Origin of the sequence: Sphingomonas sp. Leaf28, assembly GCF_001421685.1 — a bacterium.
GTDB classification, from domain to species: Bacteria; Pseudomonadota; Alphaproteobacteria; order Sphingomonadales; family Sphingomonadaceae; genus Sphingomonas; species Sphingomonas aurantiaca.
In genome coordinates this window covers 239,519-265,554 of the sequence record NZ_LMKX01000001.1, presented here as the reverse complement: position 1 = coordinate 265,554, position 26,036 = coordinate 239,519, and the positions used below count along the sequence as shown (strand labels likewise).

26 protein-coding genes are annotated in these 26,036 nt (G+C 66.0%); 17 read left to right on the top strand and 9 right to left on the bottom strand.

Annotation, left to right across the window (positions count from 1 at the left end; genetic code table 11):
- Positions 1–12: 12 nt before the first annotated feature.
- Positions 13–1,596 carry a class I adenylate-forming enzyme family protein gene (locus ASE79_RS01250; RefSeq protein ID WP_056411058.1) on the bottom strand — a complete coding sequence of 528 codons (1,584 nt, stop codon included), beginning with the start codon at positions 1,594–1,596 and terminating at the stop codon, positions 13–15.
- A 73-nt stretch (positions 1,597–1,669) separates the two neighbouring features.
- On the opposite strand from ASE79_RS01250, the gene ASE79_RS01245 reads away from it, so the two are divergent.
- Positions 1,670–2,284: a glutathione S-transferase family protein gene (locus ASE79_RS01245; RefSeq protein ID WP_056413145.1), complete on the top strand. Its 615-nt coding sequence runs from the start codon at positions 1,670–1,672 to the stop codon at positions 2,282–2,284.
- A gap of 439 nt (positions 2,285–2,723) precedes the next feature.
- A complete protein-coding gene (locus ASE79_RS01240) occupies positions 2,724–4,028 on the top strand; it encodes a spinster family MFS transporter (RefSeq protein WP_235516708.1) in 1,305 nt (434 codons plus the stop codon).
- Between the two features lie 124 nt (positions 4,029–4,152).
- Here the strand turns inward: ASE79_RS01240 and ASE79_RS01235 are convergent, their stop codons facing one another.
- Both ASE79_RS01235 and ASE79_RS01230 read right to left on the bottom strand, forming a co-directional pair.
- A complete protein-coding gene (locus ASE79_RS01235; RefSeq protein ID WP_056411056.1) occupies positions 4,153–4,533 on the bottom strand; it encodes a hypothetical protein in 381 nt (126 codons plus the stop codon).
- Between the two features lie 100 nt (positions 4,534–4,633).
- A complete protein-coding gene (locus tag ASE79_RS01230) occupies positions 4,634–5,878 on the bottom strand; it encodes a TetR/AcrR family transcriptional regulator (protein ID WP_056411050.1) in 1,245 nt (414 codons plus the stop codon).
- A gap of 156 nt (positions 5,879–6,034) precedes the next feature.
- On the opposite strand from ASE79_RS01230, the gene ASE79_RS01225 reads away from it, so the two are divergent.
- The 9 genes from ASE79_RS01225 (at position 6,035) to ASE79_RS01185 (ending at position 13,855) form a co-directional block, all read left to right on the top strand.
- On the top strand, positions 6,035–7,318 hold the full coding sequence (locus ASE79_RS01225; RefSeq protein WP_056411048.1) for an acyl-CoA dehydrogenase family protein: 1,284 nt from the start codon (positions 6,035–6,037) through the stop codon (positions 7,316–7,318).
- A 162-nt stretch (positions 7,319–7,480) separates the two neighbouring features.
- Complete coding sequence (locus ASE79_RS01220) at positions 7,481–8,563, top strand: Zn-dependent alcohol dehydrogenase (RefSeq protein WP_056411045.1); 1,083 nt, start codon at positions 7,481–7,483, stop codon at positions 8,561–8,563.
- A gap of 20 nt (positions 8,564–8,583) precedes the next feature.
- Positions 8,584–9,627, top strand: a complete 1,044-nt coding sequence (locus tag ASE79_RS01215) for a phosphotransferase family protein (protein ID WP_056413140.1) — start codon at positions 8,584–8,586, stop codon at positions 9,625–9,627.
- Positions 9,628–9,747: 120 nt separating this feature from the next.
- Positions 9,748–10,512: an SDR family oxidoreductase gene (locus ASE79_RS01210; protein WP_056411042.1), complete on the top strand. Its 765-nt coding sequence runs from the start codon at positions 9,748–9,750 to the stop codon at positions 10,510–10,512.
- A 13-nt stretch (positions 10,513–10,525) separates the two neighbouring features.
- Entirely contained in the window at positions 10,526–11,323 is a 798-nt protein-coding gene (locus tag ASE79_RS01205; protein ID WP_056411039.1) for an SDR family NAD(P)-dependent oxidoreductase, read from the top strand.
- Entirely contained in the window at positions 11,323–11,652 is a 330-nt protein-coding gene (locus ASE79_RS01200) for a hypothetical protein (RefSeq protein WP_056411035.1), read from the top strand. Before ASE79_RS01205 ends, ASE79_RS01200 begins: the two co-directional genes overlap by 1 nt.
- Before the next feature lie 147 nt (positions 11,653–11,799).
- Positions 11,800–12,507, top strand: a complete 708-nt coding sequence (gene gntA / locus ASE79_RS01195) for a guanitoxin biosynthesis heme-dependent pre-guanitoxin N-hydroxylase GntA (protein WP_056411032.1) — start codon at positions 11,800–11,802, stop codon at positions 12,505–12,507.
- Positions 12,504–13,127, top strand: a complete 624-nt coding sequence (locus ASE79_RS01190; RefSeq protein WP_416354493.1) for a DUF1989 domain-containing protein — start codon at positions 12,504–12,506, stop codon at positions 13,125–13,127. Before gntA ends, ASE79_RS01190 begins: the two co-directional genes overlap by 4 nt.
- A gap of 113 nt (positions 13,128–13,240) precedes the next feature.
- The gene (locus tag ASE79_RS01185) at positions 13,241–13,855 is read left to right on the top strand and encodes a superoxide dismutase (RefSeq protein WP_056411029.1); all 615 of its coding nucleotides are present in this window, start codon (positions 13,241–13,243) and stop codon (positions 13,853–13,855) included.
- A 120-nt stretch (positions 13,856–13,975) separates the two neighbouring features.
- Here ASE79_RS01185 and ispZ read toward each other — a convergent pair whose 3' ends face one another.
- The 4 genes from ispZ to ASE79_RS01165 all read right to left on the bottom strand — a co-directional run bounded on the left by ispZ (position 13,976) and on the right by ASE79_RS01165 (position 18,606).
- A complete protein-coding gene (gene ispZ / locus ASE79_RS01180) occupies positions 13,976–14,578 on the bottom strand; it encodes a septation protein IspZ (protein WP_056411026.1) in 603 nt (200 codons plus the stop codon).
- 157 nt (positions 14,579–14,735) lie between these two features.
- Positions 14,736–15,671 carry a signal recognition particle-docking protein FtsY gene (gene ftsY / locus ASE79_RS01175; RefSeq protein WP_055878512.1) on the bottom strand — a complete coding sequence of 312 codons (936 nt, stop codon included), beginning with the start codon at positions 15,669–15,671 and terminating at the stop codon, positions 14,736–14,738.
- Positions 15,668–16,915, bottom strand: a complete 1,248-nt coding sequence (gene mtaB, locus ASE79_RS01170; RefSeq protein ID WP_056411023.1) for a tRNA (N(6)-L-threonylcarbamoyladenosine(37)-C(2))-methylthiotransferase MtaB — start codon at positions 16,913–16,915, stop codon at positions 15,668–15,670. The genes ftsY and mtaB overlap by 4 nt, the downstream gene beginning before the upstream one ends.
- A gap of 65 nt (positions 16,916–16,980) precedes the next feature.
- The gene (locus tag ASE79_RS01165) at positions 16,981–18,606 is read right to left on the bottom strand and encodes a putative bifunctional diguanylate cyclase/phosphodiesterase (RefSeq protein WP_082444993.1); all 1,626 of its coding nucleotides are present in this window, start codon (positions 18,604–18,606) and stop codon (positions 16,981–16,983) included.
- A 348-nt stretch (positions 18,607–18,954) separates the two neighbouring features.
- Here ASE79_RS01165 and ffh point away from each other — a divergent pair, with 348 nt between their 5' ends.
- The 4 genes from ffh to rimM all read left to right on the top strand — a co-directional run bounded on the left by ffh (position 18,955) and on the right by rimM (position 21,835).
- A complete protein-coding gene (ffh, locus tag ASE79_RS01160; RefSeq protein ID WP_056411019.1) occupies positions 18,955–20,499 on the top strand; it encodes a signal recognition particle protein in 1,545 nt (514 codons plus the stop codon).
- 121 nt (positions 20,500–20,620) lie between these two features.
- Positions 20,621–21,043 carry a 30S ribosomal protein S16 gene (gene rpsP, locus ASE79_RS01155; protein WP_056411016.1) on the top strand — a complete coding sequence of 141 codons (423 nt, stop codon included), beginning with the start codon at positions 20,621–20,623 and terminating at the stop codon, positions 21,041–21,043.
- 173 nt (positions 21,044–21,216) lie between these two features.
- Positions 21,217–21,357: a hypothetical protein gene (locus ASE79_RS21520; protein ID WP_234422849.1), complete on the top strand. Its 141-nt coding sequence runs from the start codon at positions 21,217–21,219 to the stop codon at positions 21,355–21,357.
- 1 nt (position 21,358) lies between these two features.
- Entirely contained in the window at positions 21,359–21,835 is a 477-nt protein-coding gene (gene rimM, locus ASE79_RS01150; RefSeq protein ID WP_056413134.1) for a ribosome maturation factor RimM, read from the top strand.
- Between the two features lie 32 nt (positions 21,836–21,867).
- Here the strand turns inward: rimM and ASE79_RS01145 are convergent, their stop codons facing one another.
- The gene (locus ASE79_RS01145; protein ID WP_056411012.1) at positions 21,868–22,773 is read right to left on the bottom strand and encodes an NAD(P)/FAD-dependent oxidoreductase; all 906 of its coding nucleotides are present in this window, start codon (positions 22,771–22,773) and stop codon (positions 21,868–21,870) included.
- Between the two features lie 363 nt (positions 22,774–23,136).
- Between ASE79_RS01145 and trmD the strand changes: the two genes are divergently transcribed.
- On the top strand, positions 23,137–23,868 hold the full coding sequence (gene trmD / locus ASE79_RS01140) for a tRNA (guanosine(37)-N1)-methyltransferase TrmD (protein ID WP_056413131.1): 732 nt from the start codon (positions 23,137–23,139) through the stop codon (positions 23,866–23,868).
- On the top strand, positions 23,865–24,257 hold the full coding sequence (gene rplS, locus ASE79_RS01135) for a 50S ribosomal protein L19 (RefSeq protein WP_031395442.1): 393 nt from the start codon (positions 23,865–23,867) through the stop codon (positions 24,255–24,257). The genes trmD and rplS overlap by 4 nt, the downstream gene beginning before the upstream one ends.
- Before the next feature lie 819 nt (positions 24,258–25,076).
- Here the strand turns inward: rplS and ASE79_RS01130 are convergent.
- On the bottom strand, positions 25,077–25,619 hold the full coding sequence (locus ASE79_RS01130; protein ID WP_056411010.1) for a pseudouridine synthase: 543 nt from the start codon (positions 25,617–25,619) through the stop codon (positions 25,077–25,079).
- Positions 25,620–26,036 lie beyond the last annotated feature (417 nt).

Here is a 26,036-nt window from a genome sequence, read left to right as displayed (position 1 = left end):
TCCTGACATTCGTCAGGATGACGGGGGTGTAGACGCGAGGGTGTCACGCAGTTCGCGTTTGAGGACCTTGCCGATCGCGCTGCGCGGCAGCTCGTCGGCGACGTGGAGCGCGGACAAGCGCTGCGTCTTGCCGAGTTGCGCGTTTGCCCACGCCAGGATCGTCGCCGCGTCGTCGGTCGCACCCGCTCGCGGCACGTAGAACCCGACCGGCGTCTCGCCCCACGCCTCGGACGGCACCCCGATCACCGCGCAGTCCGCAACCGCCGGGTGCTGCGCCAGCACCGCCTCGAGATCCGACGGATAGACGTTGAACCCGCCCGAGATGATCAGGTCCTTCTTGCGATCCATCAGCGTCAGGAACCCGTCCGCATCGAACCGGCCGACGTCGCCGTGGCGGATGTAGCGGTTGCCGTCCGCATCGTGCCATTCGGCATCGTGCGTCGCCTGTGAGCGGCCGTGATAGCCGTTCATCATCGCCGGGCTGCGACCGACGACTTCGCCCATCTCGCCTGGCGCCACCTCGAAACCGTCGTCGTCGATCAGGCGGATCTCGTGGCCGGGCATCGGCTGGCCGACGGTGTGCAGCTTGGTCGGATTGGCGGTGGCGTTCAGCGCGCAGCTCGCGCCGCCCTCAGTCATGCCGTAGAATTCGACGAGCATGCCCGGCCAACGCGCGACGACGTCGGCCTTCAGCGCGGCGGAGAAGGGCGCGCTGGTGCTGGTCTTGAAGCGGAACGCCGACAGGTCGAAGTCGTCGAAATCGGGGAGTGCCATGATCCGCTGATACTGCACCGGCACCAGCATCGTGTGCGTCGCACGGTAGCGCTGCGCCAGTTCGAGATACGCGCGCGCGTCGAATTTCCCCATCAGCACGACGGTGCCGCCCCAGCCGAGAGTCGGCAGGAAGCTGACCAAAGTCGTGTTCGAATAGAGCGGCGTGGCGATCATCGTGACCGCGGTGTCGAACCCGGCGGCGGTATTGCGCGCGATATGCGCCCAGCGCATCGCGTGGCTCTGGACGATGCCCTTGGGCGTGCCGGTGGTGCCCGACGAGTAGATGATGTTGAACGGATCGTCCGGAGTAATCGCGACGGGGATGGGCTTGGCGCCATCGGGAGCGAGCCATTGACCAAAAGCTTGTTCTCCCGCGAAGGCGGGGGCCCAGGCTGGGCTCCCGCCTTCGCGGGAGAACAAGACCACGCGCGCGGTAAGATGCTGGCCTTCCAGCGCGCGCGTATTCTCGACATCGAGGAACACGATCGGCGCGCCGCTATCGGCGATCATCGCCGCGATCGCCGCCGGCGTGGCGGACGGCGCGATCGGCGTCGCGACGCAACCGGCGCGTACCGTACCAAGGAATGCGGCGGCATAGTCGGTCGTCGGCGCGGCGACGATTGCCACCGCCGTGCCCGGCGCCACGCCATCGCGTTGCAGTGCCGCCGCGACCCGGTCCATCATCGCATCGAGCATCCGATAGTCGATGCCACCCTTGGCGTCGGCTACCGCGACACGGTCGCCGCGTTCGAGCGCGTGGGCGCGGATCAAATCGGGCAGGGTGGCGAAGCCCGTGGCGAGCATGTCTGCGGCGGTCGTCATCGCTGCATCGCTAGGCGAACGCCACGGGCAATGCCATACGGTATATTCGAAAAACGAAGCCGAGGAGATGCCGATGCTGTTCTACGATAGCGCACTGCCCGCCCCCAACCCGCGCCGCGTCCGCATCTTCCTCGCCGAAAAGCATGTCCGAGTGCCGATGGCGCAGATCTCGATCCCCAAGGCCGAGCACAAGTCGGATGCGTTCCTGTCGGTCAACGCGCTCGGCCAGACGCCCGCGCTGGCGTTCGACGATGGCCGCGTGCTGACCGAAAGCGTCGCGATCTGCCGCTATTTCGAGATGCTTCACCCCGAACCGCCGATGTTCGGGCACGGCGCACACAACATCGCCGAGATCGACATGTGGACCCGGCGGATCGAATTGCGGCTGATGACCCCGCTGTCGATGGTCTGGCAGCATACGCATCCCTGGACCGCGCGAATCGTGAGGCCACAATATACCGAATTCGGCGAGAGCCAGCGGCCGCGTGTGCTGGCAGCGATGGCAGAGTTCGATTCGGCACTCGACGGTCGCGACTGGCTCGATGGCGAACGCTACACGATTGCCGACATCGTCCTGCTGACGACGATCGATTTTGCGACGTTTGTGGGTGTGTCGATGCCCGAGGCGCTGACGCATTTGCGCGCTTGGCATGCGCGGGCTTCTGCGCGGCCGAGCGCTGCCGCGTAGTTGAGTTCCGGTCTGAATAGGTCTGCTCGACCGTCGGCCATGGCGGCGAGGGGCTTGTCGACGCCAGGCAACGGTCGAGCAGACGTTTTCAGGGTAAGTCGGCATTGCACGTAAAAGACGCTTTGCAACGCCGCGAATCTATGCGAGGGAGCCCGCATACCCGGTATTCAGATTGCCCGGATGGTCCGCTGACCCAGAGAATGCGGACAAGTTCCCGGCCACGACGTTGGAGAGGGGATAAGGCGGAAGAGCGACCCGAACGAGGACGCATCTTCCGCCGTCCTTCTCACGATCCCCGATCATACCATTAAATTCACGAAACTGAGCTGTACGGCGGCAATTGCGGTGCATCATGATCTGTGATCGATGCAGCTTTCGCTTGTCTGGTACGTCCCGCGTGTCCTAGCGTAAGGCCTGTTTCGATTTCGAGGTATCGCCGGTGGCCATAGCGTATCAGTCCCATCCCGAGATCGCCGACACGCTGGCGATGAAGCGACGGGGCCTGACGCTCGCGCTGCTCACCTTCACGTACTTCTTCAGCTATATGGACCGCCAGATCCTCGCGATCCTGCTCGAGCGGATCAAGGCGGACCTGGTGTTGACTGATACGCAACTCGGATTGCTGTCCGGTCTCGTCTTCGCGATCTTCTACGCGACGCTCGGCATTCCCGTCGCCCGGCTGGCGGATCGGACGAATCGGCGCAACATCATCGCCGCGAGTCTGACGATCTGGAGCGCGATGACCGCGCTGTGCGGGCTCGCGCAGAACTTCACGCAGCTGATGCTGTTCCGGATCGGCGTCGGCATCGGCGAGGCCGGATCGAGCCCGCCGAGCCATTCGATCATCGCCGATCTCTATCCCCCCGAAAAGCGCGCGAGCGCGATGGCGGTGTATTCGCTCGGCGTGGTGCTCGGGGCGGGCTTCGGGACGCTGATCGGCGGCGTCGTGGCGCATTCCTACGGGTGGCGGATCGCGATGATGACCGTCGGGCTGCCGGGGATCGCGCTCGCCATCCTGGTCCGGCTGTTCATGGTCGAACCGCGCCGCGGGCTGTCCGATGCCGCCCGCGCGGCCGAGGCGACGCCGATGCCGAGCGTCGGCCAGGGCTTCGCGTCGATGTGGGCGAGCGCGCCGGCACGGCATCTGGTGGTCGGCGTGACGCTCACCTCGATGATCGGCTATGCGCTGACGGGGTGGGGGCCAAGCTATATGCAGCGGTCGCTGGGCGTGTCGATGCTCGACATCTCGCGCTTTATCGCGTTGCCGGGGGCGTTGTTCGGCGCGGTATCGGCGCTGGCCGGTGGCAAGATCGCGGACACTCTCGCCAAGCGCCACGGGCTGCATGTGCAGGCTTGGGTGGTGCTGGCGATGAAGGGGCTCTCGCTGCCATTCGCGCTCGCTTTCTACCTGATCGACGCGCCCGCGATCGCGATCGGCAGCTATTTCGTGTCGCTGATCTTCGCGAATTCGTACCTAGGGCCGAGCTTTGCGCTGATCCAGCATTTAGCGCCGTTGCAGATCCGCGCGATGTGGGCGGCGATCACGTTGCTCGTCATCAACCTGGTCGGGCTGGGGCTCGGGCCGACGATGGTCGGCTGGCTTAGCGACCTGCTGAAGCCCGGGTTTGGTGAGGATTCGCTGCGCTACGCGCTCGTGATTATCGCGCTGATGACGCCTTGGGCTCTGTTCCATTACTGGCGCGCTGGGGTTCTGCTGAAGCGGGCGGAGGATGCGGTCAGATAAGCGCGCCGTCGTCGTGGCGACCTTGGGGCGGTATCGCGAGGTCGGCGTTCGGAACCCTGGATCCTGACTTTCGTCAGGATGACGGAAAAAAAGGGGGGGGCGCTGCGAGACGGGGCGCTATGCGTCAGTGCGGCGTAGCGGCTGGCCCGTCCAGTATCCACGCGAGCGCGGTCGCGCGGTCGTCGAACACCGCCATGTCGTCGCGGACCGAGGCGATCCGCTTGACCTGCAGGCGTGCGAGCTTGCCTTCGGTGTAGAGCGCCACCTTGCGTGACTTCAGCGGCATCGACACCGCGACGCGTTGCAGCATCGCAATCACCTCCTGCGGCTGGATCGCAGACTTCGAAAAGTTGCACAGCAGCAGGTGGCGCTTGCCGGTGGCCAATACGCGGCGCGCCTCGCGGTCCAGGTCGCGCAGGAAATCCTCGACATGCGGGATCGTCCAGAAGCCCGATGCCTCGACCTCGATGATGCCCGTGTCGAGATCGGTCGTGATACTATGCATGGCGCCCTCCGTGGAGCGCCGGGATCGGCGGCAAGCCGTTAACGCGAGGTAACCAATCCGATCCGGCTGCGAACGTGCGCCGATCCGGGTCGGTCGCGCTCTACGCCTTGGCCACCTGATCGTCGAACAGCCCGAACATCAGCGTCGAGGCATACATCGCCACCGCGCGCTCGCGCGGCATCGTCGAGGCCCATTTGCGCATGTCGAACGCCGCATTCTGGAGCGCCATCAACGCCTGCGCTGCGATCAGCGCATCGACCGCGCGGATCGAACCTTCGCCGATCCCGTCCATCATCATGCCCGCATAGCGGCGCGCGATGCCGTTCGACCGATCGACCATCGCGTTGCGCACGCCAATCGGCAGCCCGCTGAGTGCAGTGGTGCGCAACAGCGGCCCGCGCTCGGCGAACTGCACGTCGAGCAGAGTCGCGACCGTGCTCGACAGCTTGTGCCAGTAACTCCCGCCCTCGGCCTCGCCGCGGCTCTGCGCATCGGCGATCGTGTCGAAGCTGCGCTGGTAGCAGGCGATGACCAGGTCATCCTTCGCATCGAGATGATGGTAGAAGCTACCCTTGGTCACGTTCAGCTCGGATGCGATCTTCTGCACCGATGCGCCGCGATAGCCGAGTTCGTTGATCAGCCGGGTGGCGGCCAGCAGGAACGCCTCGCGCCCCGGCTCAGCCTCGTCATGGCTGAGGTCGAGCAGCGTCGGCGACCATTTGGCGTTTTTACCCGCGATGCCGTGTGCGAACACGTCCATCAGCCGCTCCTCGACGCGGCCATATTGGTCGGGCTCGTACCGGGTCAGCCAGATCGGCAGCCAGAAGGTGTTCTCGAGCAAGACGTGCGCCCGCGCGCCGTTGAGATCGGTCTGCGCGCGCGACGACGCCGGTCCCCAGAGCAGCCGCGTCCGCCGGAACACCTCGCGCCAGCCCGCCATCAGCCTGCCGCGCATCGGTTCCTCGGTGGCGCGCAGATCGGACAGGACCGCGAACGCCTTCTCCTCGCCGCGCTGGATCCGGTTCAGCCGATCCATGTTGAGCGCGAGATAGCGGCGGACGCGTGCCTCGGGCGTAGCCTCTTCCATCGCCACATCGAGCATCGCGATCAGGGATTCGAGCGTGTTCTCGAACGCCGCCGCCGCGAGGTCTTCCTTGCGCTTGAAATAATAGGTAACGCTCGTCGTGTTGAGCCCGACGCGCCGCGCCACGTCCGCGAACGTCATGCCCTTGGCACTCTGCTCGTTGATCGCTTCTGCCGCCGCGGCGAGGATCGCATCACGCTTCGCACGGAAGCGCTTGGTACCCTGTTCGCTCTCGTCGCTGGCCTCTGCCGGAACCTTCATCGAAACACCCTAACAGCTTCGATTTGAAGATACAGTGCTTTTTAGGCGCTTTCAGGGCGGACTTGAAAACATGCTTTCGGGGGCCCTCCACACGCTTTACCGAATACGCGGTATGGTTTAACCCGCCTCCAGAGCGATGACGAATGGAGAGCCCGCATGGATTTCAGCCTCACCGAACGAGAGACGTATTTCCGGGATCGGGTGCGCGATTTCATCGACCAGAACATCCGCCCGCGCCAGGCCGATTACGACGCGCAGGAGCATGAGGGAGCGCGCTGGAAGGTGCTCCCGGTGATCGAGGAGATGAAGGAGAAGGCCAAGGCGGCAGGCCTCTGGAATTTCTTCATGCCGCCGCATTCCGGGCAGACGCATGTCGACGATTCGTTCGAGTTCGAGGGCACCCAGCTCACCAATCTCGAATATGCGTTATGTGCCGAGGAGATGGGCAAGATCGGTTGGGCGAGCGAATGCTTCAACTGTTCCGCGCCCGATACCGGCAACATGGAGGTGTTCCACCGCTATGGCACGCGCGCGCAGAAGGAGGCGTATCTGGGGCCGCTGATGCGTGGCGAGATCCGGTCGGCGTTCCTGATGACCGAGCCGGCGGTGGCGTCGTCGGATGCGACCAACATCGAGACGTCGATGGTCCGCGACGGCGATCACTACGTCATCAACGGGACGAAATGGTGGTCGAGCGGGGTCGGCGATCCGCGCTGCAAGATCGCGATCGTCATGGGCAAGACGTCGTTCGAGGGATCGCGCCATCAGCAGCAGAGCCAGATCCTCGTGCCGCTCGATACGCCCGGCGTGACGATCAAGCGGATGCTGTCGGTCTATGGCTATGACCACGCGCCGCACGGGCATGGCGAAGTCGTGCTCGAGAATGTCCGCGTGCCGGTCGAGAACGTGCTGCTGGGCGAGGGCCGAGGGTTCGAGATCGCGCAAGGTCGGCTCGGGCCGGGCCGCATCCATCACTGCATGCGCACGATCGGCGTCGCCGAAACCGCGATCGAGGCGATGGCCAAGCGGCTGCTGACCCGCGTCGCGTTCGGCAAGCGGATCGCCGACTTCTCGGTCTGGGAAGAGCGTATCGCCACTGCACGGATCGACATCGAGATGACTCGCCTGCTGTGCCTGAAGGCCGCGGACATGATGGACAAGGCGGGCAACAAGGCCGCGCAACTCGAAATCTCGATGATCAAGGTGGCGGCGCCCAACATGGCGCTCCGGATTCTTGACGACGCGATCCAGGCGCATGGCGGTGGCGGCGTGTCGGGGGATTTCCGGCTGGCGCACGACTGGGCGGCGATGCGGACGCTGCGCTTCGCCGATGGTCCGGATGAGGTCCACAACCGCTCGATCGCGCGCAATGAGTTCGGGAAATACGGGGACTTTCGAAAGGGTGGCGTGTCGAGCGGGGATGTCGGGGTGAGCCGCTGATTTCCCAGTAGACCTGGGCCAAATTTCTCCCCTCCACGCCCGTCACCCCAGCGTAAGCTGGGGTATCCCGCTTGGCTGATGCCGCGCCCCGGAACGGGGAGATCCCAGCTTTCGCTGGGATGACGGGTTGGGCGGGCGACCACAAAGAAACGAAAGGCAGACATGAAAGCCGCCGTCCTTTTCGAAGCCAACACCCCGCTCAGCATCGAGGACGTGACCGTCTCGAAGCCCGGCCCGCGCGAAGTCCTGATCCGGACGATGGCGGTCGGCGTCTGCCGCTCCGACCTGCATTTTGTCGACGGCGCCTATCCGCACGCGATGCCGACGATTCCCGGCCATGAAGCGTGCGGCGTCGTCGAGGCGGTCGGCGACGAGGTCGGCATGGTCAAGGTCGGCGATCATGTCGTGACCTGCCTGTCGGCGTTCTGCGGCCACTGCGAATTCTGCGTCACCGGCCGCATGGCGCTGTGCATCGACAGTTCGGTGCGCCGTCCCAAGGGCGCGCCGCCTCGGCTTATGCTCGGCGACCGGCCGATCGCGCAGATGCTCAACCTGTCGGCCTATGCCGAGATGATGCTGGTCCACGAACATGCGTGCGTCGCGATCGACCGCGACATGCCGATGGACCGCGCCGCGCTGCTCGGCTGCGCGATCACCACCGGCGCAGGGGCGGTGTTCAACACCACCGACGTGACGCCGGGCGAGACGGTGTGCGTGGTCGGCTGCGGCGGGATCGGCCTCGCGGCGGTCAACGCGGCCAAGATCGCGGGCGCGGGCAAGATCATCGCGCTCGATCCCGTTCCCGAGAAGCGCGCGATGGCGGAGAAGCTCGGCGCGACGCACAGCTTCGATGCGTTGTCGGATACGGCGGCGGACGAGGTCGTCGCGCTTACCAAGGGCGGCGTGCACCACGCGATCGAGGCGGTCGGGCGCGCGCAATCAGCGGCGACCGCGGTCAAGGTGTTGCGCCGCGGCGGCACTGCGACGATCCTCGGCATGATGCCGCTCGGCGAAAAGGTCGGGCTGTCGGCGATGGACCTGCTGTCGGGCAAGAGGTTACAGGGCGGCTTCATGGGCTCGAACCGGTTTCCGGTCGATATCCCGCGGCTCGTCGACTTCTACATGCGCGGGCTGCTCGATCTCGACACGATCATCGCCGACCGGATGCCGCTCGAGCGGATCAATGATGCGTTTGACGAGTTGCGGCGTGGCGATACGACGCGCAGCGTGATCACCTTCTCGTGACGAGCGACGCAGCCACCAGCATGGTCGGCACGATCGCGGTCGGCGACAAGGACCGGCTCGACTTGGATGCGCTGGGCGCGTGGATGACGGTCAACGTCCCGGGCTTTGCCGGGCCGCTGACCTACGCGAAGTTCGCGGGCGGCCAGTCGAACCCGACCTATCGCCTCGACACGCCGGATCGCGCCTATGTCCTGCGGCGCAAGCCGTTCGGCCCGATCCTGCCCTCCGCGCACGCGGTCGACCGCGAATACCGGGTGATCGCGGGGCTTCACCCGACCGGCTTCCCCGTCCCGAAACCCTATGGGCTGTGCGAAGACCCGGGCGTCATCGGCGCGGCGTTCTACGTCATGGAGATGGTCGAGGGGCGGACGATCTGGGACGGCGCGATGCCGCATGCCACGCCTGCCGAGCGTACTGCGCATTACGAGGCGATGGTCGACACGCTCGCCGCGCTCCACACCACCGACTACGCGGCGGCGGGGCTTGGCGATTACGGCAAGCCCGGCAATTATTTCGAGCGTCAGGTCGGCCGCTGGACCAAGCAATATCGCGCTGCAGAGACCGAGCGCATGGAGTCGGTCGAGCGGTTGATCGCGTGGCTGCCGCGCACGCTGCCCGAGCAGACGCGGACCTCGATCGTCCATGGCGACTACCGCATCGACAACATGATCTTCGCGCCTGCGGAGCCGAAGGTGATTGCCGTGCTCGACTGGGAGCTGTCGACGCTCGGCGATCCGCTTGCGGACTTCTCGTACCTGCTGATGAGCTGGGTGACCGAGCCCGAGGGGCGCTCGGGCGTGCTTGGGATGACCGGGCCGGAGACGGGAATCCCGACGATCGAGCAGGTTGTCGAACGCTATTGCGCCGCGACCGGGCGCGACGGCGTGCCCGACCTGAACTGGTATTTCGCGTACAACCTCTTCCGGCTGACCGGCATCGTCCAGGGCATCAAGAAGCGCATCATCGACGGCACCGCGTCGAGCGCGCAGGCGGAGACGACGGTGGCGAAGATCCACGGGTTGGCGGATGCGGCCTGGGGCTTTGCGGTGAAGGCGGGGGCGTAATTCCTCTCCCGCTGGCGGGAGGGGCTAGGGGAGGGGCTGACCTGGCCTCTGTGTGAAACGTTGCGGAAAGATCGGGCCCTCCCCCGACCCCTCCCGCAAGCGGGAGGGGAGCAAAAGAAGATGTCGCAGTTCGACCTGACTGGAACGGTAGCGATCGTCACTGGATCGTCGCGGGGCATCGGCCTCGCCTCCGCGCGCGAACTCGCCAAGCATGGCGCGAAGGTCGTGATCTCCAGCCGCAAGCAGGACGCGTGCGACACTGTCGCCGCAGAACTCAACGCTAAGCATGGCGACGGCACCGCGCTCGCGATCGCGGCCAACATCTCCGACAAGGCGGGTTTGCGGAGCCTGGTCGACCAGACGCGCGCGCGGTTTGGGCGGATCGACACGCTGGTCTGCAACGCCGCCTCGAACCCCTATTACGGTCCACAGGCGGGAATCGCCGATGAGCAGTTCCGGAAGATTCTCGACAACAACATCGTCTCGAACCACTGGCTGATCCAGATGGTCGCGCCCGAGATGATCGCGCGGCGGAGCGGTAGCATCGTCATCATCTCGTCGATCGGCGGCCTGCGCGGTTCACCGGTGATCGGCGCCTATTGCATCAGCAAGGCCGCCGACATGCAGCTCGCGCGCAATCTCGCGGTCGAGTTCGGCCCTGCGAACGTCCGCGTGAACTGCATCGCGCCCGGCCTGATCAAGACCGACTTCGCGCGCGCGCTGTGGGAGGATCCCGATCGTATCGAGGCCGCCAACACGCGCGTGCCGCTGCGGCGGATCGGCGAGCCCGAGGAGATCGCGGGCGCGGTCGTCTTCCTCGCCTCGTCTGCGAGCGCGTTCATGACCGGCCAGACGATGGTCATCGACGGCGGCGTCACGATCTAACCGGAGAACCTCCATGCGTTTCGAGAACAAGTCGATCATCGTCACCGGCGCAGGCTCGGGCATCGGCCGCGCGGCCGCGCTGCTGTTCGCGGCCGAGGGCGGCCATGTCGTCGTCGCCGACAGGACCGAAGGGGCCGACGACACCGCGCATCTGATCGCGCAAGCCGGCGGCATCGCAAAGGCGATCCGCATCGACGTCGGGGTCGAGGAGGACGTGATCCGCGCGGTGACGCTCGCATGCGACAGTTTCGGCGGGCTCGACGTGATGTTCGCCAATGCGGGCATCTCCGGCGGGATGGCGAACCTGTTCGATACCGACGTCGCGCTGATCACTGAGGTGCTGCGCGTCAACCTGATCGGCCCGTTCCTTGCGATCAAGCACGCCGCACCGCGTATCGCCGAGCGGGGGAAGGGCGCGATCGTCCTGACCGCCAGCGTCGCCGGGATCCGCTCGGGCGCCGGCTCGCCCGCCTATTCGGCGTCGAAGGCGGGGGTGATCAATCTGGCCGCGGTCTCTGCGCAGCAGCTCACCGGCTCCAACGTCCGCGTCAACGCGATCTGCCCGGGGCTGACCGAGACCGGCATGACCAAGCCCGTATTCGATTATGCGCGCGAGGCGAACAAGATGGACCGCGTCGGCCGCCTCAACCCGCTCCAGCGCGGTGCACAGCCCGAGGAACTCGCCAAGGTCGCGCTGTTCCTCGCCTCCGACGATGCCAGCTACGTCAATGGTCAGGCGATCGCGGTCGATGGCGGGCTATCGTCGAGCCATCCGGTGACGCGCCAGGAATATGGCAGGACCGCGGCCTGATGGCGCGAGAAGCCCCCCTGTCGACACCGGACGGGCGGTATATCGTCGTTCGTGGGCGGTTGTGGCGCAAGGCGAACCCGGGATTGTCGGATCCGGAACGGGAGTCCTTCGTGCATGATCTGATGGATGCGCGCCGTGCGGTTGGCCAGGCTCGACGCAGCGGCGATGAGTCCGCCGAGCACGCCGCGCATGCGGCGGTCGACATAGCGAAGCGCAAACTCGGCGAAAGAGGTCCGGTATGGTGGACGGACGGCGCCCCCGATCTGAACCGGCATATGGCGCGGACGACACCCTATGCGGCGTGGTTCGCGACAATAAACGCGTCGTGAAGATTTGGGGCCGCCTGGCGTAACTCTCTACAGTCCGGCGATATTAACTGTCACTCATTGGCAAATATCACGCCTCGTCACAGCTACAATCGCCTTAACCCACGGCAATGGGCGGAACACGCGGCGCTGCAAAGCGTCCTTGGTCCCATGGAAATCCAGCACTCATCTCTATTCCCCTGGCGCCACAAGGATCAGGACACGCACGTCGCGCTGCTCCGCGATCACATTGCCGAGGCCAGTTTCCCGTGCGTCGGCGCCAAGGCCGCAGTCGCCAAGGGGACGCTCGAGGTGCTGTCGTGCAACCGGATCGACAGCGCGTGGGATGATGTGCGGATCCATGACGGTCTGCTGACCTTCGCCGCCGCGTACCGCGAGGATCCTGCGTTGTTCCGAAGCTTTGCCGTCGTGTTCGACGAACCCGTCACGTTCGACGAACCGACGTTCGAGCGACATCTTTGGAACCGTATCCAGTCGCTGTCCGACAAGGATGTCTGGCGCGGCCAGGATTATGATGCGCGGGTCAGCGCGGATCCCGACAGCCCGCATTTCTCGCTGAGCTTTGGCGGCGAGGCATTTTTCGTGGTCGGGCTTCACCCCAATGCGAGCCGCCCGGCGCGGCAGTTCGCGCGTCCGACGATGGTCTTCAATCTCCACGACCAGTTCACGATCCTGCGGGCGCAGGGCCGGTATGAGACTATGCGCGAAAAGATCATGGTGCGCGACGAGGCGATCGCGGGGTCGCGCAACCCGATGCTCACGCGACACGGCGAACTGAGCGAGGCCCGGCAGTATAGCGGGCGCTCGGTGGACGAAGTCTGGCGTTGCCCGTTTTCCTATCAGGGGTCATCGCAATGAGCGGCATGATGCAGGCACAGATGATTCATGAGATTCCCGAGCGGAGCGGCGCCGCGTTCCGGCTGGCGCGCGGCGAGATCCTGACGGTGATCGATCCGCGCGGCGAGCAGGTCGCCGATCTGCTCGCCTTCGCGGCGGACGATCTGGACGAGGTCATCTCGTCAGGTCGTACGCTCGATTATGCCGAGACGATCTACCTGACTACGGGGCACATCCTCTATTCGAACCGGTCTCAGCCAATGCTCGAGATCGTCGCGGACGATGTCGGGCGGCATGATTTCCTGCTCACGCCGTGCTCCTACGATACGTTTCACCACTTCTATCCGACGCTGCCGCCGCACCGGGGCTGTTTCGGCAATCTGGCCGCGGCGCTCGAGCCGTACGGCGTGATGCCCGACCGTATACCTACCGCGTTCAACTGCTTCATGAATGTGCCGATCGACGCCGAGACGGGGAAGCTTCGCGTGCTGCCGCCGATCAGCAAGGCGGGCGACCAGATCGTGTTCCGCGCCGCGATGGACCTGGTGATCGGCTTGACGGCGTGCTCGGCGCCAGACTCGAATGGCGGTACGTTCAAGCCGATCCACTATGCGATCGGCCCGAACCCGCGGCTCGACTAGACACCGATCTGGCGCGGGTTCGGGCTACCGTACGCTTGCGTAACGACTTTGTGGGGACCATTTGGGGGCCGCGGGCGTTTGACGTCCGACCCTATTCACGAAGGAGACTCCTGATGGCTTTCGAACTTCCGCCGCTGCCTTACGCCTATGACGCGCTCGAGCCGGTGATCGACCAGGAGACGATGAAGTTTCATCACGACAAGCATCACGCCGCCTATACCAACAAGCTGAACGAGGGCGTCGAAAAGGACCCCACGCTGGCCGGCAAGACGATCGAGGACATCCTCGGCATGATCTCGTCGCAGCCGCCGCTGGTCCGTAACAATGGCGGCGGCTTCTGGAACCACGACTTCTTCTGGAAGACGATGGCGGCCAAGAGCGGCCAGGCACCATCGGGCAAGCTGGCCGAAGCAATCGAGCGCGATTTCGGTGGTCTCGACAAGCTGAAGGACGAGTTCAACACCAAGGGTGCGGGCCAGTTCGGGTCGGGCTGGGCATGGCTGATCGCCGACGAGAGCGGCAAGCTGAAGGTCACGAGCACGCCGAACCAGGACAATCCGCTCATGGACGACGCCAAGGAGCCGGGCACGCCGTTGCTGGGCAACGACGTGTGGGAGCATGCCTATTACTTGACGTACAAGAACGACCGTCCGGGCTATCTGAAGGCCTGGTGGGACATCGTGAACTGGGACGTCGTCGGAGAGCGCTACGCAAAGGTCGCGGGCTGACTGTAAGTTCCCCTCCCGCTTGCGGGAGGGGCTAGGGGAGGGGTCGACGTACGTACTGGCGTCCAGTCTGTTGGTCAGGCCCTCCCAAGACCCCTCCCGAGCGGGAGGGGAGAAGTAACTTCACCCTTCGGGCGGCAGGTCGGTCACGGCTTTGTCGCCCGTTTGCAATCCGTGCTTGAGCAGCATCGGGATGTTCGCGAACGCGAAGATCAGTGTCAGCGGGATCGCACCCCACAGCTTGAAACCAACCCAGAAATTCCAGCCGGCGTCCTTGCCCCATGCCGCCAGCGTGTAGCGCCAGACGAATTCGTTCAGCAGCGCCATGAAGACGAAGAACACGACCCAGTTGCGCGTCAGCTTGTGCCAGCCTTCCGCGGTAAGGCCGGGATACGCGCTCTCCAGCAACGACTGTAGCAGCGGACGCCCGGTGAGCAGCCCGAACAGCAGGATTGCGGCGAACATTGTGTAGATGATCGTCGGCTTCATCTGGATGAAGCGCTGGTCATGGAAATAGATCGTCAGCCCGCCGAACACGATGATCAGCGCGCCCGACATCCACAGCATCGGCGAGATGTGCCCCGCCTTCACTTTCGATACGATCATCGCGGCGACCGTGGCGACGATGAACGCGGTGGTGGCGGCGATGACGCGCGCGATCGGTACGCCCGGCGTGAGGAAGTTCACCGCGAAGAACACCGCGAGCGGGCCATAGTCGATCGCCATGCGGAGACCGGGGGACAGGGGGGATTTGGTCACTATGTCTTCCAAGAAAAACGGTAAATCCCGTTTGCGCCGAGCCTAGTCGAACGACATTGCCACAAGCTGACCAGTCCTTCGACTACGCTTAGGACGAACGGGAGGGTCGCACGCGGGCTTCGCGTTACTTTCGAACGCTCTCCACGCCAGCGATGATCCGGCTCACCTCGTTCGCGTCGAACGGCCGCAGGTCGGTCATGCCTTCGCCGATGCCGATCGCATGGATGGGAAGGCCGTATTTCTCCGCCGCCGCGACCAGCACGCCGCCGCGCGCGGTGCCGTCGAGCTTGGTCATCACCAGGCCGGTGACGCCGGCCACCTCCTTGAAGACCTCGATCTGCTGGAGCGCGTTCTGGCCGGTGGTCGCGTCGAGCACGAGGACGATGTCGTGCGGGCTCTCGGGATTGATGCGGCCCAGCACGCGGCGAATCTTGGCCAGCTCGTCCATCAGTTCGCGCTTGTTCTGGAGGCGGCCCGCGGTGTCGACGATCAGCACGTCGATGCCCGTCTCGGTCGCCTTCTTGACCGCATCCCATACCACGCCAGCGGCGTCGCCGCCCTCGGGGCCGGTCACGATCGGCACACCGACGCGCTCGGCCCAGGTGCGCAGCTGGCCGATCGCGGCGGCGCGGAACGTGTCGCCCGCGGCCAGCATCACGCCGTAATCCTGCTCCATCAGCAGATGCGCGAGCTTGGCGATCGTGGTGGTCTTTCCCGAGCCGTTGACGCCGATGACCAGGATGACCTGCGGGCGCGGAAACGCGTCGATCTCAATCGGCTTGGCGACCGTGGCGAGGACCTTCTCGACCTCCTCGGCGACGATGACGCGGATGCCGAGCTCTTCCATGTTGCGCTCGAAACTGCCCTCCGACAGGCGATGGCGGATCCGGCCGGCGGTCTCGGGGCCGAGATCGGAGGCGATCAGCGCCTCCTCGATATCGTCGAGCGTCGAGTCGTCGAGCCGTGCGCCGCCGAGGCCGGCGAGGTTGCCGACGAGCCGGTCGGACGTGCGCTTGAAGCCGCCGATCAGCTTGTCGTGCCAGGTTGGGGTGGTGCTCATGTCAGTTCCCGTGTTGCGCGGAGGCGGTCATTGGTCGCGCCGGTGATCGTGATGCGGACGATGTCGCCGGGTATGGCGGGTTCGTCCAGTAAGACTTCGGCGAAATTGCCGATATGCCCGCGATCGCCGGGGCGCTCGACGAGCAGGTCCTGGCGGGTGCCGACCAGCGTCTGCAGCCAGCGCGCGCGCGCCGTCTCGCCTGCTTGTCGAAGGATCGCGGCACGTGCGCGGCGTATTTCCGGATCGACCTGCGGCATCCGCGCGGCGGGGGTGCCGGCGCGGGGCGAATAGGGGAAGATGTGCGGGTGGACGATCTGGCAGTCGTCGATCAGCGCGCGCGTGTTGGCGAACATCGCTTCGTCCTCGGTCGGGAAGCCGGCGATCAGGTCCGCGCCGATCGCAATCTCGGTCCGTGCGGTCTTGAGGCGGTCGACCAGTGCGACGCTCTCGGCGCGCGAATGCCGCCGCTTCATCCGCTTGAGGATCATGTCGTCACCCGCCTGGAGCGAGAGGTGGACATGCGGCAGGATCCGTCGCTCGGTCGTCAGCAGCGCGAACAGCCGATCGTCGATCTCGATGCCGTCGAGCGACGACAAGCGCAGGCGTTCCAGCGCAGGCACGTGGAGAAGGATGCGTTCGACGAGGTGGCCAAGCGTCGGCGCGCCGGGCAGGTCGGGACCGTAGCTGGTCAGGTCGACGCCGGTGAGGACGATCTCGCGGTGGCCTGCATCGACGAGCCCGGCGATCCGCTCGACGACCGCACCCGCTGGCACCGACCGGCTCGGGCCACGACCGAACGGGATCGCGCAGAAGGTGCAGCGGTGGTCGCAGCCATTCTGCACCTCGACGAACGCGCGAGCATGGGCGGAGAAGCTTGCGGCGAGATGCGGTGCGGTTTCGCGGACCTGCATGATGTCGCTGACCAGCACCGGGGCGGGGGCGTCCCACGCCGCACTGGTCAGCTTGTCTGCGTTGCCGATGACCCGGTCGACTTCGGGCATCGCTGCGAAGCTGCCGGGGTCGATCTGCGCTGCGCACCCGGTGACGACGATCTGCGCCTCGGGGCGGTCGCGTTTCGCGCGGCGGATCGCGACGCGCGTCGCCTTCACCGCGGCGTTGGTGACCGCGCAACTGTTGACCACGACCATGTCCCGCCCGGCGACGAGCGCGCGGATGGTCTCGCTTTCGGCGATGTTGAGGCGGCAGCCGAGGGTTATGACCTCTGGCGCGGGGGCGGGTGACATGCGCGCGATCTAGGAGCCGGCGGGTGCGAAGTCCACGCCTTGCGTTCGGGGGTGGGTGCGGACGGTCAGCTGGCCAGTCGTGGCGCGATGCCGCGCGGCGGCGGCGAGTCGCGGTCCGGCCGCTGCGCCAACAGCCGCTTTTCCGCGAGCAACCGCCGCACCTGCGCCGCGCCGAGCGGCCGCCCGTAGAAATAGCCTTGGCCCTTGGCGCAGCCGATGCCGCGCAGACGATCCTCGACCGCGGCATCCTCGATGCCTTCCGCGGTCGTCGGCAGGTTGAGGCTGTCGCCCAGCCGGACGATCGTGTTGACGATCGCCATGCTCTCGGGATTGTCGAGGATCGAGGTGACGAAGCTCTTGTCGATCTTAATCCGGTCGAACGGCAGCGCGCGCAGATGCGCGAGGCTCGAATAGCCGGTACCGAAATCGTCGAGCGCGAGGCGGATGCCCTGATTCTTCAGGCTGCCGACGATCGACTGCGCGAGCGGGAGGTTGTCGAACAGCGCGCTTTCGGTGATCTCGATTTCCAGCCGGCTGGCGGGAAACCCCGTCTCGACCAGCGTCTTGATGATCTTCTGTGCGAGCCATGCGTCGCGCAGTTGCAGCGGCGAGACATTGACCGACAGGCTGAGCCCCGCGTCCCAGTCGCGCGCGGCGGCGAACGCCTGGCGCATGATCGATAGCGACAGCTCGCCGATCACGCCGATCTCCTCGGCGATCGGAATGAATATATCGGGCGCGATCGAGCCTCTGGTCGGATGGTCCCAGCGGGCGAGCACTTCGAACCCGGTGATGCGGCCGGTGGTCAGGTCGATCTGCTGCTCGAAATAGGGAACGATCTCCTGCGCAGGAATCGCGTTGCGCAGGCCCGCCTCAAGTTCGCCGCGCAGTTTCAGCGAGCGTTCCATGGAATTGTCGAACCAGGCATGGCGCCCACGCCCGCCGGTCTTGGCGGCGTGGAGCGCGATATCGGCATTGCGCAACAGCGAGTCGACCGAGGTGCAGTCGACGTCCGACCGGGCGATACCGATCGACACGCCCATATGGATATCGACGCCGTTGGTACGGAATGGGAGCGCGAGGCCCGCCACCAAGCGCTCCGCGATGCGGTCGGCGACGCTCCGATGTGCGGAATCGAACACGAACGCGCAGGCGAACTCGTCCGCCCCGAGCCGCGCGAGCAGGCTGGTGCTCGGTGCGATCGCCGCGATCGTCTCGGCGACATAGGCGAGCAGCAGGTCGCCGATCGCATAGCCGTGCAGGTCGTTGACGCTCTTGAAATGGTCGATGTCGATCGTCAGCATGGCCATCGCCTTGCCGCGGCGGCGCGTACTGGCGAAGAGTGTCGCGCCTTCCTCGGACAGGCTGCGGCGGTTGAGGAACCCGGTCAGCGGATCGCGCTGCGCGAGCGCCTGGGCGCGGCGACCGGCCTCGGTCAGGTCGCTCAGTTCGACCGCCAGCGCGCGATAGCGGAACCAGCCGAACAGGATCAGCGAGACGTTGAGCAGCATGGTCGCGATCAGCGTGCGGTCGATGGCGGCGCCGCTGCCGTGCAGATGCGCCAGCGCCTTGACCAGCACCGTACCGCCGGTGCCGACGAACAGCAGGATCGCGGCACCCGTGGCGGCACCGGTCATGAATTCCCGACTGATGTTGCGGGGCGCACGCGTCGCCGCCGGCTTTGCGATCATGAGGGGTGTCCGGTCCTTGATTGGTATGTGGTGTGCCATGCGAGAGGTGTAGGAGTTGTTAAGGCGGCGTTGCGGCGCGACGGGGCGTGGCTGGCGCGCGATTGGTTGCACGAGATCGGCTGCGGACTCGGGTCCGGGGAAGGATTGCCACGCATCGAACGCTCGCTCGGATGTTCTGCTGCCATGAACGACCCGGGCCTATCTTGCATCTGGTGCGGCATTCCAGTAGTGGGCGACCCACGTTCCGTTACGGGGCGCATATGACGAGCATCCAAGGATGCACGCTGGCCGGCGAGGTTTCGCCCGCCGGCGCTTTTGCGTTTGGTGACGGTAATTGGGAGTATTTCGATGTTCGAAAGCCTAAGCGATCGACTTGGCGGAGTCTTCGACCGCCTTCGCGGCCGGGGTGCGCTGACCGAGGCAGACGTGCGCGCAGCGATGCGCGAGGTACGCGTCGCGCTGCTCGAAGCCGACGTCGCGCTGCCCGTCGCGCGCGAATTCGTCGAGAAGGCGACCGAGAAGGCCGTCGGCCAGAACGTGCTCCGCTCGGTCACGCCGGGGCAGCAGGTCGTCAAGATCGTCAGCGACGCGCTGGTCGAGATGCTCGGCGCCGAGGCGTCCGAGCTCGAACTGGGCGTCACGCCGCCCGCCGTGATCATGATGGTCGGGCTTCAGGGCTCGGGCAAGACGACCACCACCGCGAAGATCGCCAAGCGGCTCGCGGCGGGGCAATCTGCGATCGGCGGCAACGGGCGCGAGCGCAAGAAGGTGCTGATGGCGTCGCTCGACGTCAATCGCCCGAACGCGCAGGAGCAGCTCGCGACGCTCGGCACGCAGATCGACGTCGCGACTCTGCCGATCGTGCAGGGTCAGCAGCCGGTCGACATCGCGCGGCGCGCGATGCAGGCGGCCAAGCTGCAGGGCTATGACGTCCTGATGCTCGACACCGCGGGTCGACTCCATGTCGACCAGGCGCTGATGGACGAGATGAAGGCGGTTGCCGACGTCGCGAACCCGGCCGAGATCCTGCTCGTCGTCGACTCGCTGACCGGGCAGGACGCGGTCAACGTCGCGCAGAACTTCTCCGACCAGGTGCCGCTGACCGGCATCGTGCTGACCCGGATGGACGGCGATGCGCGCGGCGGTGCGGCACTGTCGATGCGTGCGGTGACCGGCAAGCCGATCAAGTTTGCGGGCACTGGCGAGAAGCTCGACGCGCTCGAGGCGTTTCATCCGGAGCGCGTCGCCGGCCGCATCCTCGGCATGGGCGACGTCGTCAGCCTGGTCGAGCGCGCTGCGGAGTCGATCCAGGCCGAAGACGCCGAGCGGATGGCCGCCAAGATGGCCAAGGGTCAGTTCGACATGAACGACCTGCGCGCCCAGCTGGCGCAGATGCAGCGGATGGGCGGGCTCGGCGCGCTGGCGGGGATGATCCCCGGCATGAAGAAGGCGCAGGGCGCGGTAGCCTCGGTCGGCGGCGAGAAGGTCCTCGTCCATATGGACGCGATGATCGGATCGATGACGATCAAGGAGCGCAACAAGCCCGAGTTGATCAACGCCAAGCGCAAGATCCGCATCGCCAAGGGCTCCGGCACCACGGTGCAGGAGGTCAACAAGCTGCTCAAGATGCACCTCGAAATGTCGACCGCCATGAAGAAGATCAAGAAGATGGGCGGCATGAAGGGCATGATGGCGATGCTCGGAAAAGGTGGTCTTGGGGGCGGCTTGGGCGGGATCGGTAATGCGATCGGCGGGCCGCAGATGGGCGACATGCTCAACAAGGCCGGTGCAGGCGGGCTTCCGGGGGGCAATGCCGGCGGTGGCCTGCCGGGCCTGGGCGGCAAGATGCCGCAGCTGCCCGCCAGCTTCGACGATTTTCTGAAGAAGAAATAACCCTCCGCGCCCCACCGTCATCCCAGCGAACGCTGGGATCTCCCGGTGAGAGTGCGGAACCTACCAACCCAAAGACCCCAGCTCTCGCTGGGGTGAAGTTTAGATCCAGAAGGAAAATATCATGGCAATCAACATTCGTCTCGCACGTGGCGGCTCCAAGAAGCGTCCGTATTACAAGATCGTCGTCGCCGATGCGCGCAGCCCGCGTGACGGCCGCTTCATCGAGAAGATCGGCAACTACAACCCGCTCCTCGCCAAGGACAACGAGCAGCGCGTGCAGCTCGACGCCGACCGCGCGAAGCATTGGCTGAGCGTCGGCGCGCAGCCGACCGACCGCGTCGCACGCTTCCTCGACCAGGCGGGCGTTCTCGAGCGTTCGGCGCGCAACAACCCGAACAAGGGCAAGCCCGGCGAGAAGGCCACCGAGCGCGCCGAAGAGCGTGCGACCAAGGCGGCTGAAGCTGCCGAGGCCGAAGCGGCCGCAAAGGCGGCTCCTGCCGAGGCAGAGGCTCCTGCCGCTGAGACCGAAGAAGCCGCTTCGTAAGATCGTCTTCCTCGTCATCCCAGCGAAGGCTGGGATCCAGAGCCAGGGACGGCAACGTCCTTGGCTCTGGATCCTGGGTCTAGCCCAGGATGACAGCTTAGGGTGGGCGATGCCCGCACCCGAATGGCGGTTCATGCGTTCTTTGTCGGTCTGTCACCCACAAGGAGCGCATGATGACCCCCGATCCAGATCCAAGAACAGCCCCCGCACCCGAGGACATCGAAGATGCCAGCAATGAAGGCGTCTCCGCCGAAGACCCCGCCGAAGGCGCCGACGACAGCCCCGGACCCGACACCGGCTCCGCGCAAGGATAGCGTGACGCTCGCCGTCGTGATCGGCGCGCACGGCATCGGCGGCGAGGTGCGGTTGAAGGTCTTCGCCGAGAACATGTCCGGCTATAAGAGCTTCAACGACGGTGCGCTGACGCTGAAGTCGGCGCGGGCTGGCAACAACGGCACGATCGCGCGCTTCGCCGAGGTCGCCGATCGCAACGCGGCCGAGGCGATGCGTGGGACGGAACTTACCGTACCGCGGTCGTCGCTGCCGCCGCTTGAAGACGGCGAATATTATCATACCGACGTGATCGGGCTCGCGGTTGTCTCGACCGATGGCGAGGCCATCGGGCGGGTCGTGGCGATCGACAATTTCGGCGCGGGCGATGTGATCGAGATCGAACGGACTGCTGTGGATGGGAAGCCCGGCAAGCGATTCATGGTGCCGATGCGTGTCGAGGCGGTGCCCGAATGGGATTCCGAACGACTCGTGGTCGAGACATCCTTCACCGTCGAGTGAATGCTTCGTAAGGCGGGTTAGCCCTCCTTGCATTATCGCCGGATCGGGCGCTGCTCCGACAGCATGTTGCGGATCGTCGTCGCGGCCACCCCGGCCTCGCCCATCGCGTGGCTGATCTGGTCGAGCCCCTTCACGACGTCGCCCGCCGCGAACAAGCCGGGGATCGACGTGCGCTGATGGTCGTCGACCTCGAGACACCCTTCGTCCGTCGCGCGTGCGCCGGCAGCGACGGCGAGTTCCGAGCGGATCACCGAACCTAGCGCCGGATAGACGCTGTCGAACGACATCCGCCCCTCGACCGTGTCGAGCGCGAGCTGGTCGCCTTCGATCGCATAGTTGCCGCAGGGGCCGCCGACGCGGACGATCCCGGCGTCGTCGAGCGCCGCCTCGCAGGCCGGATCGAGATCGTGTTCGCCGTCTGGCGCGATCAGCGTGACGTCCTTGGTGTAGCCGCGCAGGAACAGCGCCTCGCGCATGCCGTGGTCGCCGGTGCCGATCACGCCGACGCGCTTGTCCGTCACCTCATAGCCGTCGCAGATCGGGCAATAGCGGAACAGGCCGGCCTCGAGCGCGGCGTCATGGACTGCGTTGGGCATGGCGGGGCGGTTGTTCACCACGCCGGTCGCGAGCAGGACACTGCGCGCGCGCGCGCGGCGGTTGCCCAGGCGGACGGTGAAGCCGTCATCCTCCACCTCGATCGCGTCGACGCGGACGCCTTCGCGGACTGCGCCATAGGTTTCGGCCTGCGCGAGCATGCGGGCGAGCAGATCGGTGCCGCGAATGCCCTCGGGATAGCCGCCGTGGTTGTGCGTGCAGGGGATCAGCGCGGCGCGGCTGCTGCCGCAGTCGAACAGCCGGATCGAGAGGTGGAACCGCGCGAGATAGATCGCCGCGGTGAGGCCCGCGGGCCCGGCGCCGATGATGATGCAATCGTCCATTCCGGTATAAGCGCGGCGCGGCCAATCCGTTCCGGCGGCGAAACGCTCGATCGCTATCGCAAGCCGGGCGCGGGAGTGATAGCGGCGTGCGGCATGAGCTATTGTGATTGGTCGGACGGCGATCTCCACGCCTATGCGTCGCACACCGTGGACGGGCCGCACCGGTACGTCGCGCAGGTCGCCGAGCCTGGCGTCGCGCGGTGCGGGGTGGAGGCGGAATATATCGAGGACTCGGCCGACGCCTTTTATGCACGCCTGAAATGGCTGAAGGCGCAGGGCTGCGCATTTCCGGCGGACGTCTTCCCCCAGGTCCTTGCCGCCGCGCAGGAGGACGCGCGTCTGGCGCGACTCGCGGCGGGCGAGCTGCCCTGGGCGGCGACGATCGTGACCTTGTACCCGGAGATGTTCCCGGGGCCGCTGGGCACTTCGCTTGCTGGGCGGGCGCTGGGGGAGGGGCGGTGGTCATGCCAGCCCGTCCAGCTGCGCGACTTCGCGACCGACAAGCACAAGTCGGTGGACGACACGCCGGCGGGGGGCGGCGCCGGGATGGTGCTCCGCGCGGACGTGGTCGCAGCGGCGATCGACAGCGTTGCCGATGGGCGGCCGGTGCTGGCGATGACGCCGCGGGGCAAGCCGCTGACGCAGGAGCGCGTGCGCGAGCTGGCACGGGGCCCCGGGGTCACGATCCTGTGCGGGCGGTTCGAGGGGTTCGACGAGCGGCTGTTCGAGGCGCGCGCCATCGAGGAGGTGTCGATCGGCGACTATATCCTGTCGGGGGGCGAGATGGGCGCGCTGGTGCTGCTCGATGCTTGCATTCGGCTGCTCCCCGGCGTAATGGGCGCGGCTTCTAGTGGGGATGACGAGAGCTTCGAAACGGGGCTCCTCGAATATCCGCATTATACCCGACCTCAGATATGGGAAGGGCGCGCGATCCCGCAGGTGCTGCGATCGGGGGATCACGCGAAGATCGCTGCATGGCGCAAACGCCGCGCGGAGATCGATACACGGTCACGGCGACCGGACCTTTGGGAGCGCCATGAGGGCGTTCGGGTCCAGTCGCCCTCTGGCGCGCGGCGACACGAGGACGAGACATGAACCTGTTGCAGACGATCGAAGCCGAGAACATCGCGAAGTTCCTGGCCAACAAGACGATCCCCGATTTCCGCCCCGGCGATACGCTGAAGGTCGGCGTGAAGGTCGTCGAAGGCGAGCGCACGCGTATTCAGAACTATGAGGGCGTGTGCATCGCGCGCTCGAACAAGGGCATGGGTTCGAACTTCACGGTTCGGAAGATGAGCTTCGGTGAGGGCGTCGAGCGCGTTTTCCCGCTCTACTCGCCGAACGTCGATTCGATCGAAGTCGTCCGCAAGGGCGCCGTGCGTCGCGCCAAGCTGTATTACCTGCGTGGCCGCACCGGCAAGGCAGCGCGTATCGCCGAGCGTCGCGACATGCGCCCCGCCAAGGGCACTGCCGCCGCCGAGTAATCGCGCGGCCCGGGTTTCCGGGTTGAGGTTGGAAAAGGGCGCGGGGGCGATGGTCCCCGCGCCCTTTTTCGTTCCGCGCGGGGCGGGGGAGAGGCGTTGCTCGCATGGCGTTGGATTGCGGCGGTTTATTCGGTTCCGGCGGGTGTGCGGCCGGAGTGAAGTATAGGAAGTATAGACGCACGTGCAGCATTTCGCCGCGGGGGCGGCGCGGGACTGAGCGTGCGGTATCGTGGGCGAGGGGGCGGGTGCCGGCATGCGGGGACGGTGCGCTCGAGGGGCGGTGTAGGACAGCGATTCGTGTTTCGGGGCGTGGCGGTGGTCTGTGCGCCTTCCCGTTCGGAAGGGCGGTTCTCTCGATCGGAGCTGTCAGCACTGGCTACCGCCATCACGGTCGCGCCCTTGTTCTCCCGCGAAGGCGGGAGCCCAGTCTGGGTCCCCGCCTTCGCGGGGAAACACGCACGTTCGGGAGGACTCATCGTTCCTTGTGGATGCGGCGTAGCCTAGAGTGGGTTCACGCGAAGGCGCTAAGGCGCGAAGAGGAGGCAGCAGGGGCGGGAGCCAGGCCGGCGACTTCTCTTCGCGCCTTCGCGCCTTCGCGTGAACACCCCCTTCTCTCGTCATCCTGACGAAAGTCAGGACCCAGAGCCACAGGATGCAGCGCTTGGAACCCTGGGTCCTGACTTTCGTCAGGATGACGGGGTGTGGGGAGGGCGGCGTCATGCTCGCCATCGCCAACGCTGCCAGTCCAAGGTGGGCAGCCGGGGGGTGTGCGCGCTCCAATCGGCTCGCACGCCGCCGTCAGCGCGTCTCGACCGCCCGTCAGGCGTCGCGCCACGTTCCGGGTGCCAGATCGGCCAGCGTCCACTCGCCGATGCTCCAGCGGACGAGCCGCAGCGTCGGGTGGCCGATCGCCGCGGTCATGCGGCGGACCTGGCGGTTGCGGCCTTCGCGGATCGTGATGCGCAGCCAGCAATCGGGGATGCTCGCGCGGACGCGGATCGGCGGGACGCGCGGCCAGAGATCGGGCGCGGCGATCCGTTCGACGTCGGCGGGGCGGGTGGGGCCGTCCTTCAGCACGACGCCCTCCCGCAACCGGTCGAGCGCGGCCTCGTCGGCCTCGCCCTCGACCTGCACGAGATAGGTCTTGGCCAGCTTGAACTTGGGATCCGCGATCCGCGCCTGGAGGCGACCGTCGTCGGTCAGCAGCAACAGCCCCTCGCTGTCCCGATCGAGCCGCCCCGCCGGATAGACGCCGGGCACATCGACGAACTGCGACAGCGTCGCGCGCGGCGTCGGCGAGCCCGCGTCGGTGAACTGGCTGAGGACGTCGTAGGGTTTGTTGAAGAGGATCAGGCGGGGCATGGCGGGGCTTTAGAGGGATTATCGGTCCGGTTCGACCGCAATTTCTCCCCTGCAAGGGGAGGTGGTAGCGCGGAGCGCTGACGGAGGGGTGACCCGCTCCCGAGAGGGCGACAGCCGTCCGTCGCTTCGCGCCACGTCCCCTTACAGGGGAGGATCGGGGGGGCATTCACGAACGTCGCATCCAAACGATCCTCCCCCGCCAGGGGGAGGTGGCTGGCATTTGCCAGACGGAGGGGGGAGGTAAGGGAGAACCGCTGTTCCGTATCCTCCCCCTCCGGCGCCTTCGGCGCCACCTCCCCCTGGCGGGGGAGGATCACTAAACTAAAGGCTTATCCGTCTCTTGCTACTCCTGAAGCACGGTCTATGATCCGTGATTGTAGAGGGAAATGAAGATGGCAAGGGCGGAAAGTATATAAT

Excerpts from the sequence above, each read along its gene's own strand:
- ASE79_RS01250 (WP_056411058.1), bottom strand. The coding sequence starts at position 1,596 with ATGACGACCGCCGCAGACATGCTCGCCACGGGCTTCGCCACCCTGCCC.
- ASE79_RS01245 (WP_056413145.1), top strand. The coding sequence starts at position 1,670 with ATGCTGTTCTACGATAGCGCACTGCCCGCCCCCAACCCGCGCCGCGTC.
- ASE79_RS01235 (WP_056411056.1), bottom strand. The coding sequence starts at position 4,533 with ATGCATAGTATCACGACCGATCTCGACACGGGCATCATCGAGGTCGAG.
- ASE79_RS01230 (WP_056411050.1), bottom strand. The coding sequence starts at position 5,878 with ATGAAGGTTCCGGCAGAGGCCAGCGACGAGAGCGAACAGGGTACCAAG.
- ASE79_RS01225 (WP_056411048.1), top strand. The coding sequence starts at position 6,035 with ATGGATTTCAGCCTCACCGAACGAGAGACGTATTTCCGGGATCGGGTG.
- ASE79_RS01220 (WP_056411045.1), top strand. The coding sequence starts at position 7,481 with ATGAAAGCCGCCGTCCTTTTCGAAGCCAACACCCCGCTCAGCATCGAG.
- ASE79_RS01215 (WP_056413140.1), top strand. The coding sequence starts at position 8,584 with ATGGTCGGCACGATCGCGGTCGGCGACAAGGACCGGCTCGACTTGGAT.
- ASE79_RS01210 (WP_056411042.1), top strand. The coding sequence starts at position 9,748 with ATGTCGCAGTTCGACCTGACTGGAACGGTAGCGATCGTCACTGGATCG.
- ASE79_RS01205 (WP_056411039.1), top strand. The coding sequence starts at position 10,526 with ATGCGTTTCGAGAACAAGTCGATCATCGTCACCGGCGCAGGCTCGGGC.
- ASE79_RS01200 (WP_056411035.1), top strand. The coding sequence starts at position 11,323 with ATGGCGCGAGAAGCCCCCCTGTCGACACCGGACGGGCGGTATATCGTC.
- gntA (WP_056411032.1), top strand. The coding sequence starts at position 11,800 with ATGGAAATCCAGCACTCATCTCTATTCCCCTGGCGCCACAAGGATCAG.
- ASE79_RS01190 (WP_416354493.1), top strand. The coding sequence starts at position 12,504 with ATGAGCGGCATGATGCAGGCACAGATGATTCATGAGATTCCCGAGCGG.
- ASE79_RS01185 (WP_056411029.1), top strand. The coding sequence starts at position 13,241 with ATGGCTTTCGAACTTCCGCCGCTGCCTTACGCCTATGACGCGCTCGAG.
- ispZ (WP_056411026.1), bottom strand. The coding sequence starts at position 14,578 with ATGGCGATCGACTATGGCCCGCTCGCGGTGTTCTTCGCGGTGAACTTC.
- ftsY (WP_055878512.1), bottom strand. The coding sequence starts at position 15,671 with ATGAGCACCACCCCAACCTGGCACGACAAGCTGATCGGCGGCTTCAAG.
- mtaB (WP_056411023.1), bottom strand. The coding sequence starts at position 16,915 with ATGTCACCCGCCCCCGCGCCAGAGGTCATAACCCTCGGCTGCCGCCTC.
- ASE79_RS01165 (WP_082444993.1), bottom strand. The coding sequence starts at position 18,606 with ATGATCGCAAAGCCGGCGGCGACGCGTGCGCCCCGCAACATCAGTCGG.
- ffh (WP_056411019.1), top strand. The coding sequence starts at position 18,955 with ATGTTCGAAAGCCTAAGCGATCGACTTGGCGGAGTCTTCGACCGCCTT.
- rpsP (WP_056411016.1), top strand. The coding sequence starts at position 20,621 with ATGGCAATCAACATTCGTCTCGCACGTGGCGGCTCCAAGAAGCGTCCG.
- ASE79_RS21520 (WP_234422849.1), top strand. The coding sequence starts at position 21,217 with ATGACCCCCGATCCAGATCCAAGAACAGCCCCCGCACCCGAGGACATC.
- ASE79_RS01145 (WP_056411012.1), bottom strand. The coding sequence starts at position 22,773 with ATGGACGATTGCATCATCATCGGCGCCGGGCCCGCGGGCCTCACCGCG.
- rplS (WP_031395442.1), top strand. The coding sequence starts at position 23,865 with ATGAACCTGTTGCAGACGATCGAAGCCGAGAACATCGCGAAGTTCCTG.
- ASE79_RS01130 (WP_056411010.1), bottom strand. The coding sequence starts at position 25,619 with ATGCCCCGCCTGATCCTCTTCAACAAACCCTACGACGTCCTCAGCCAG.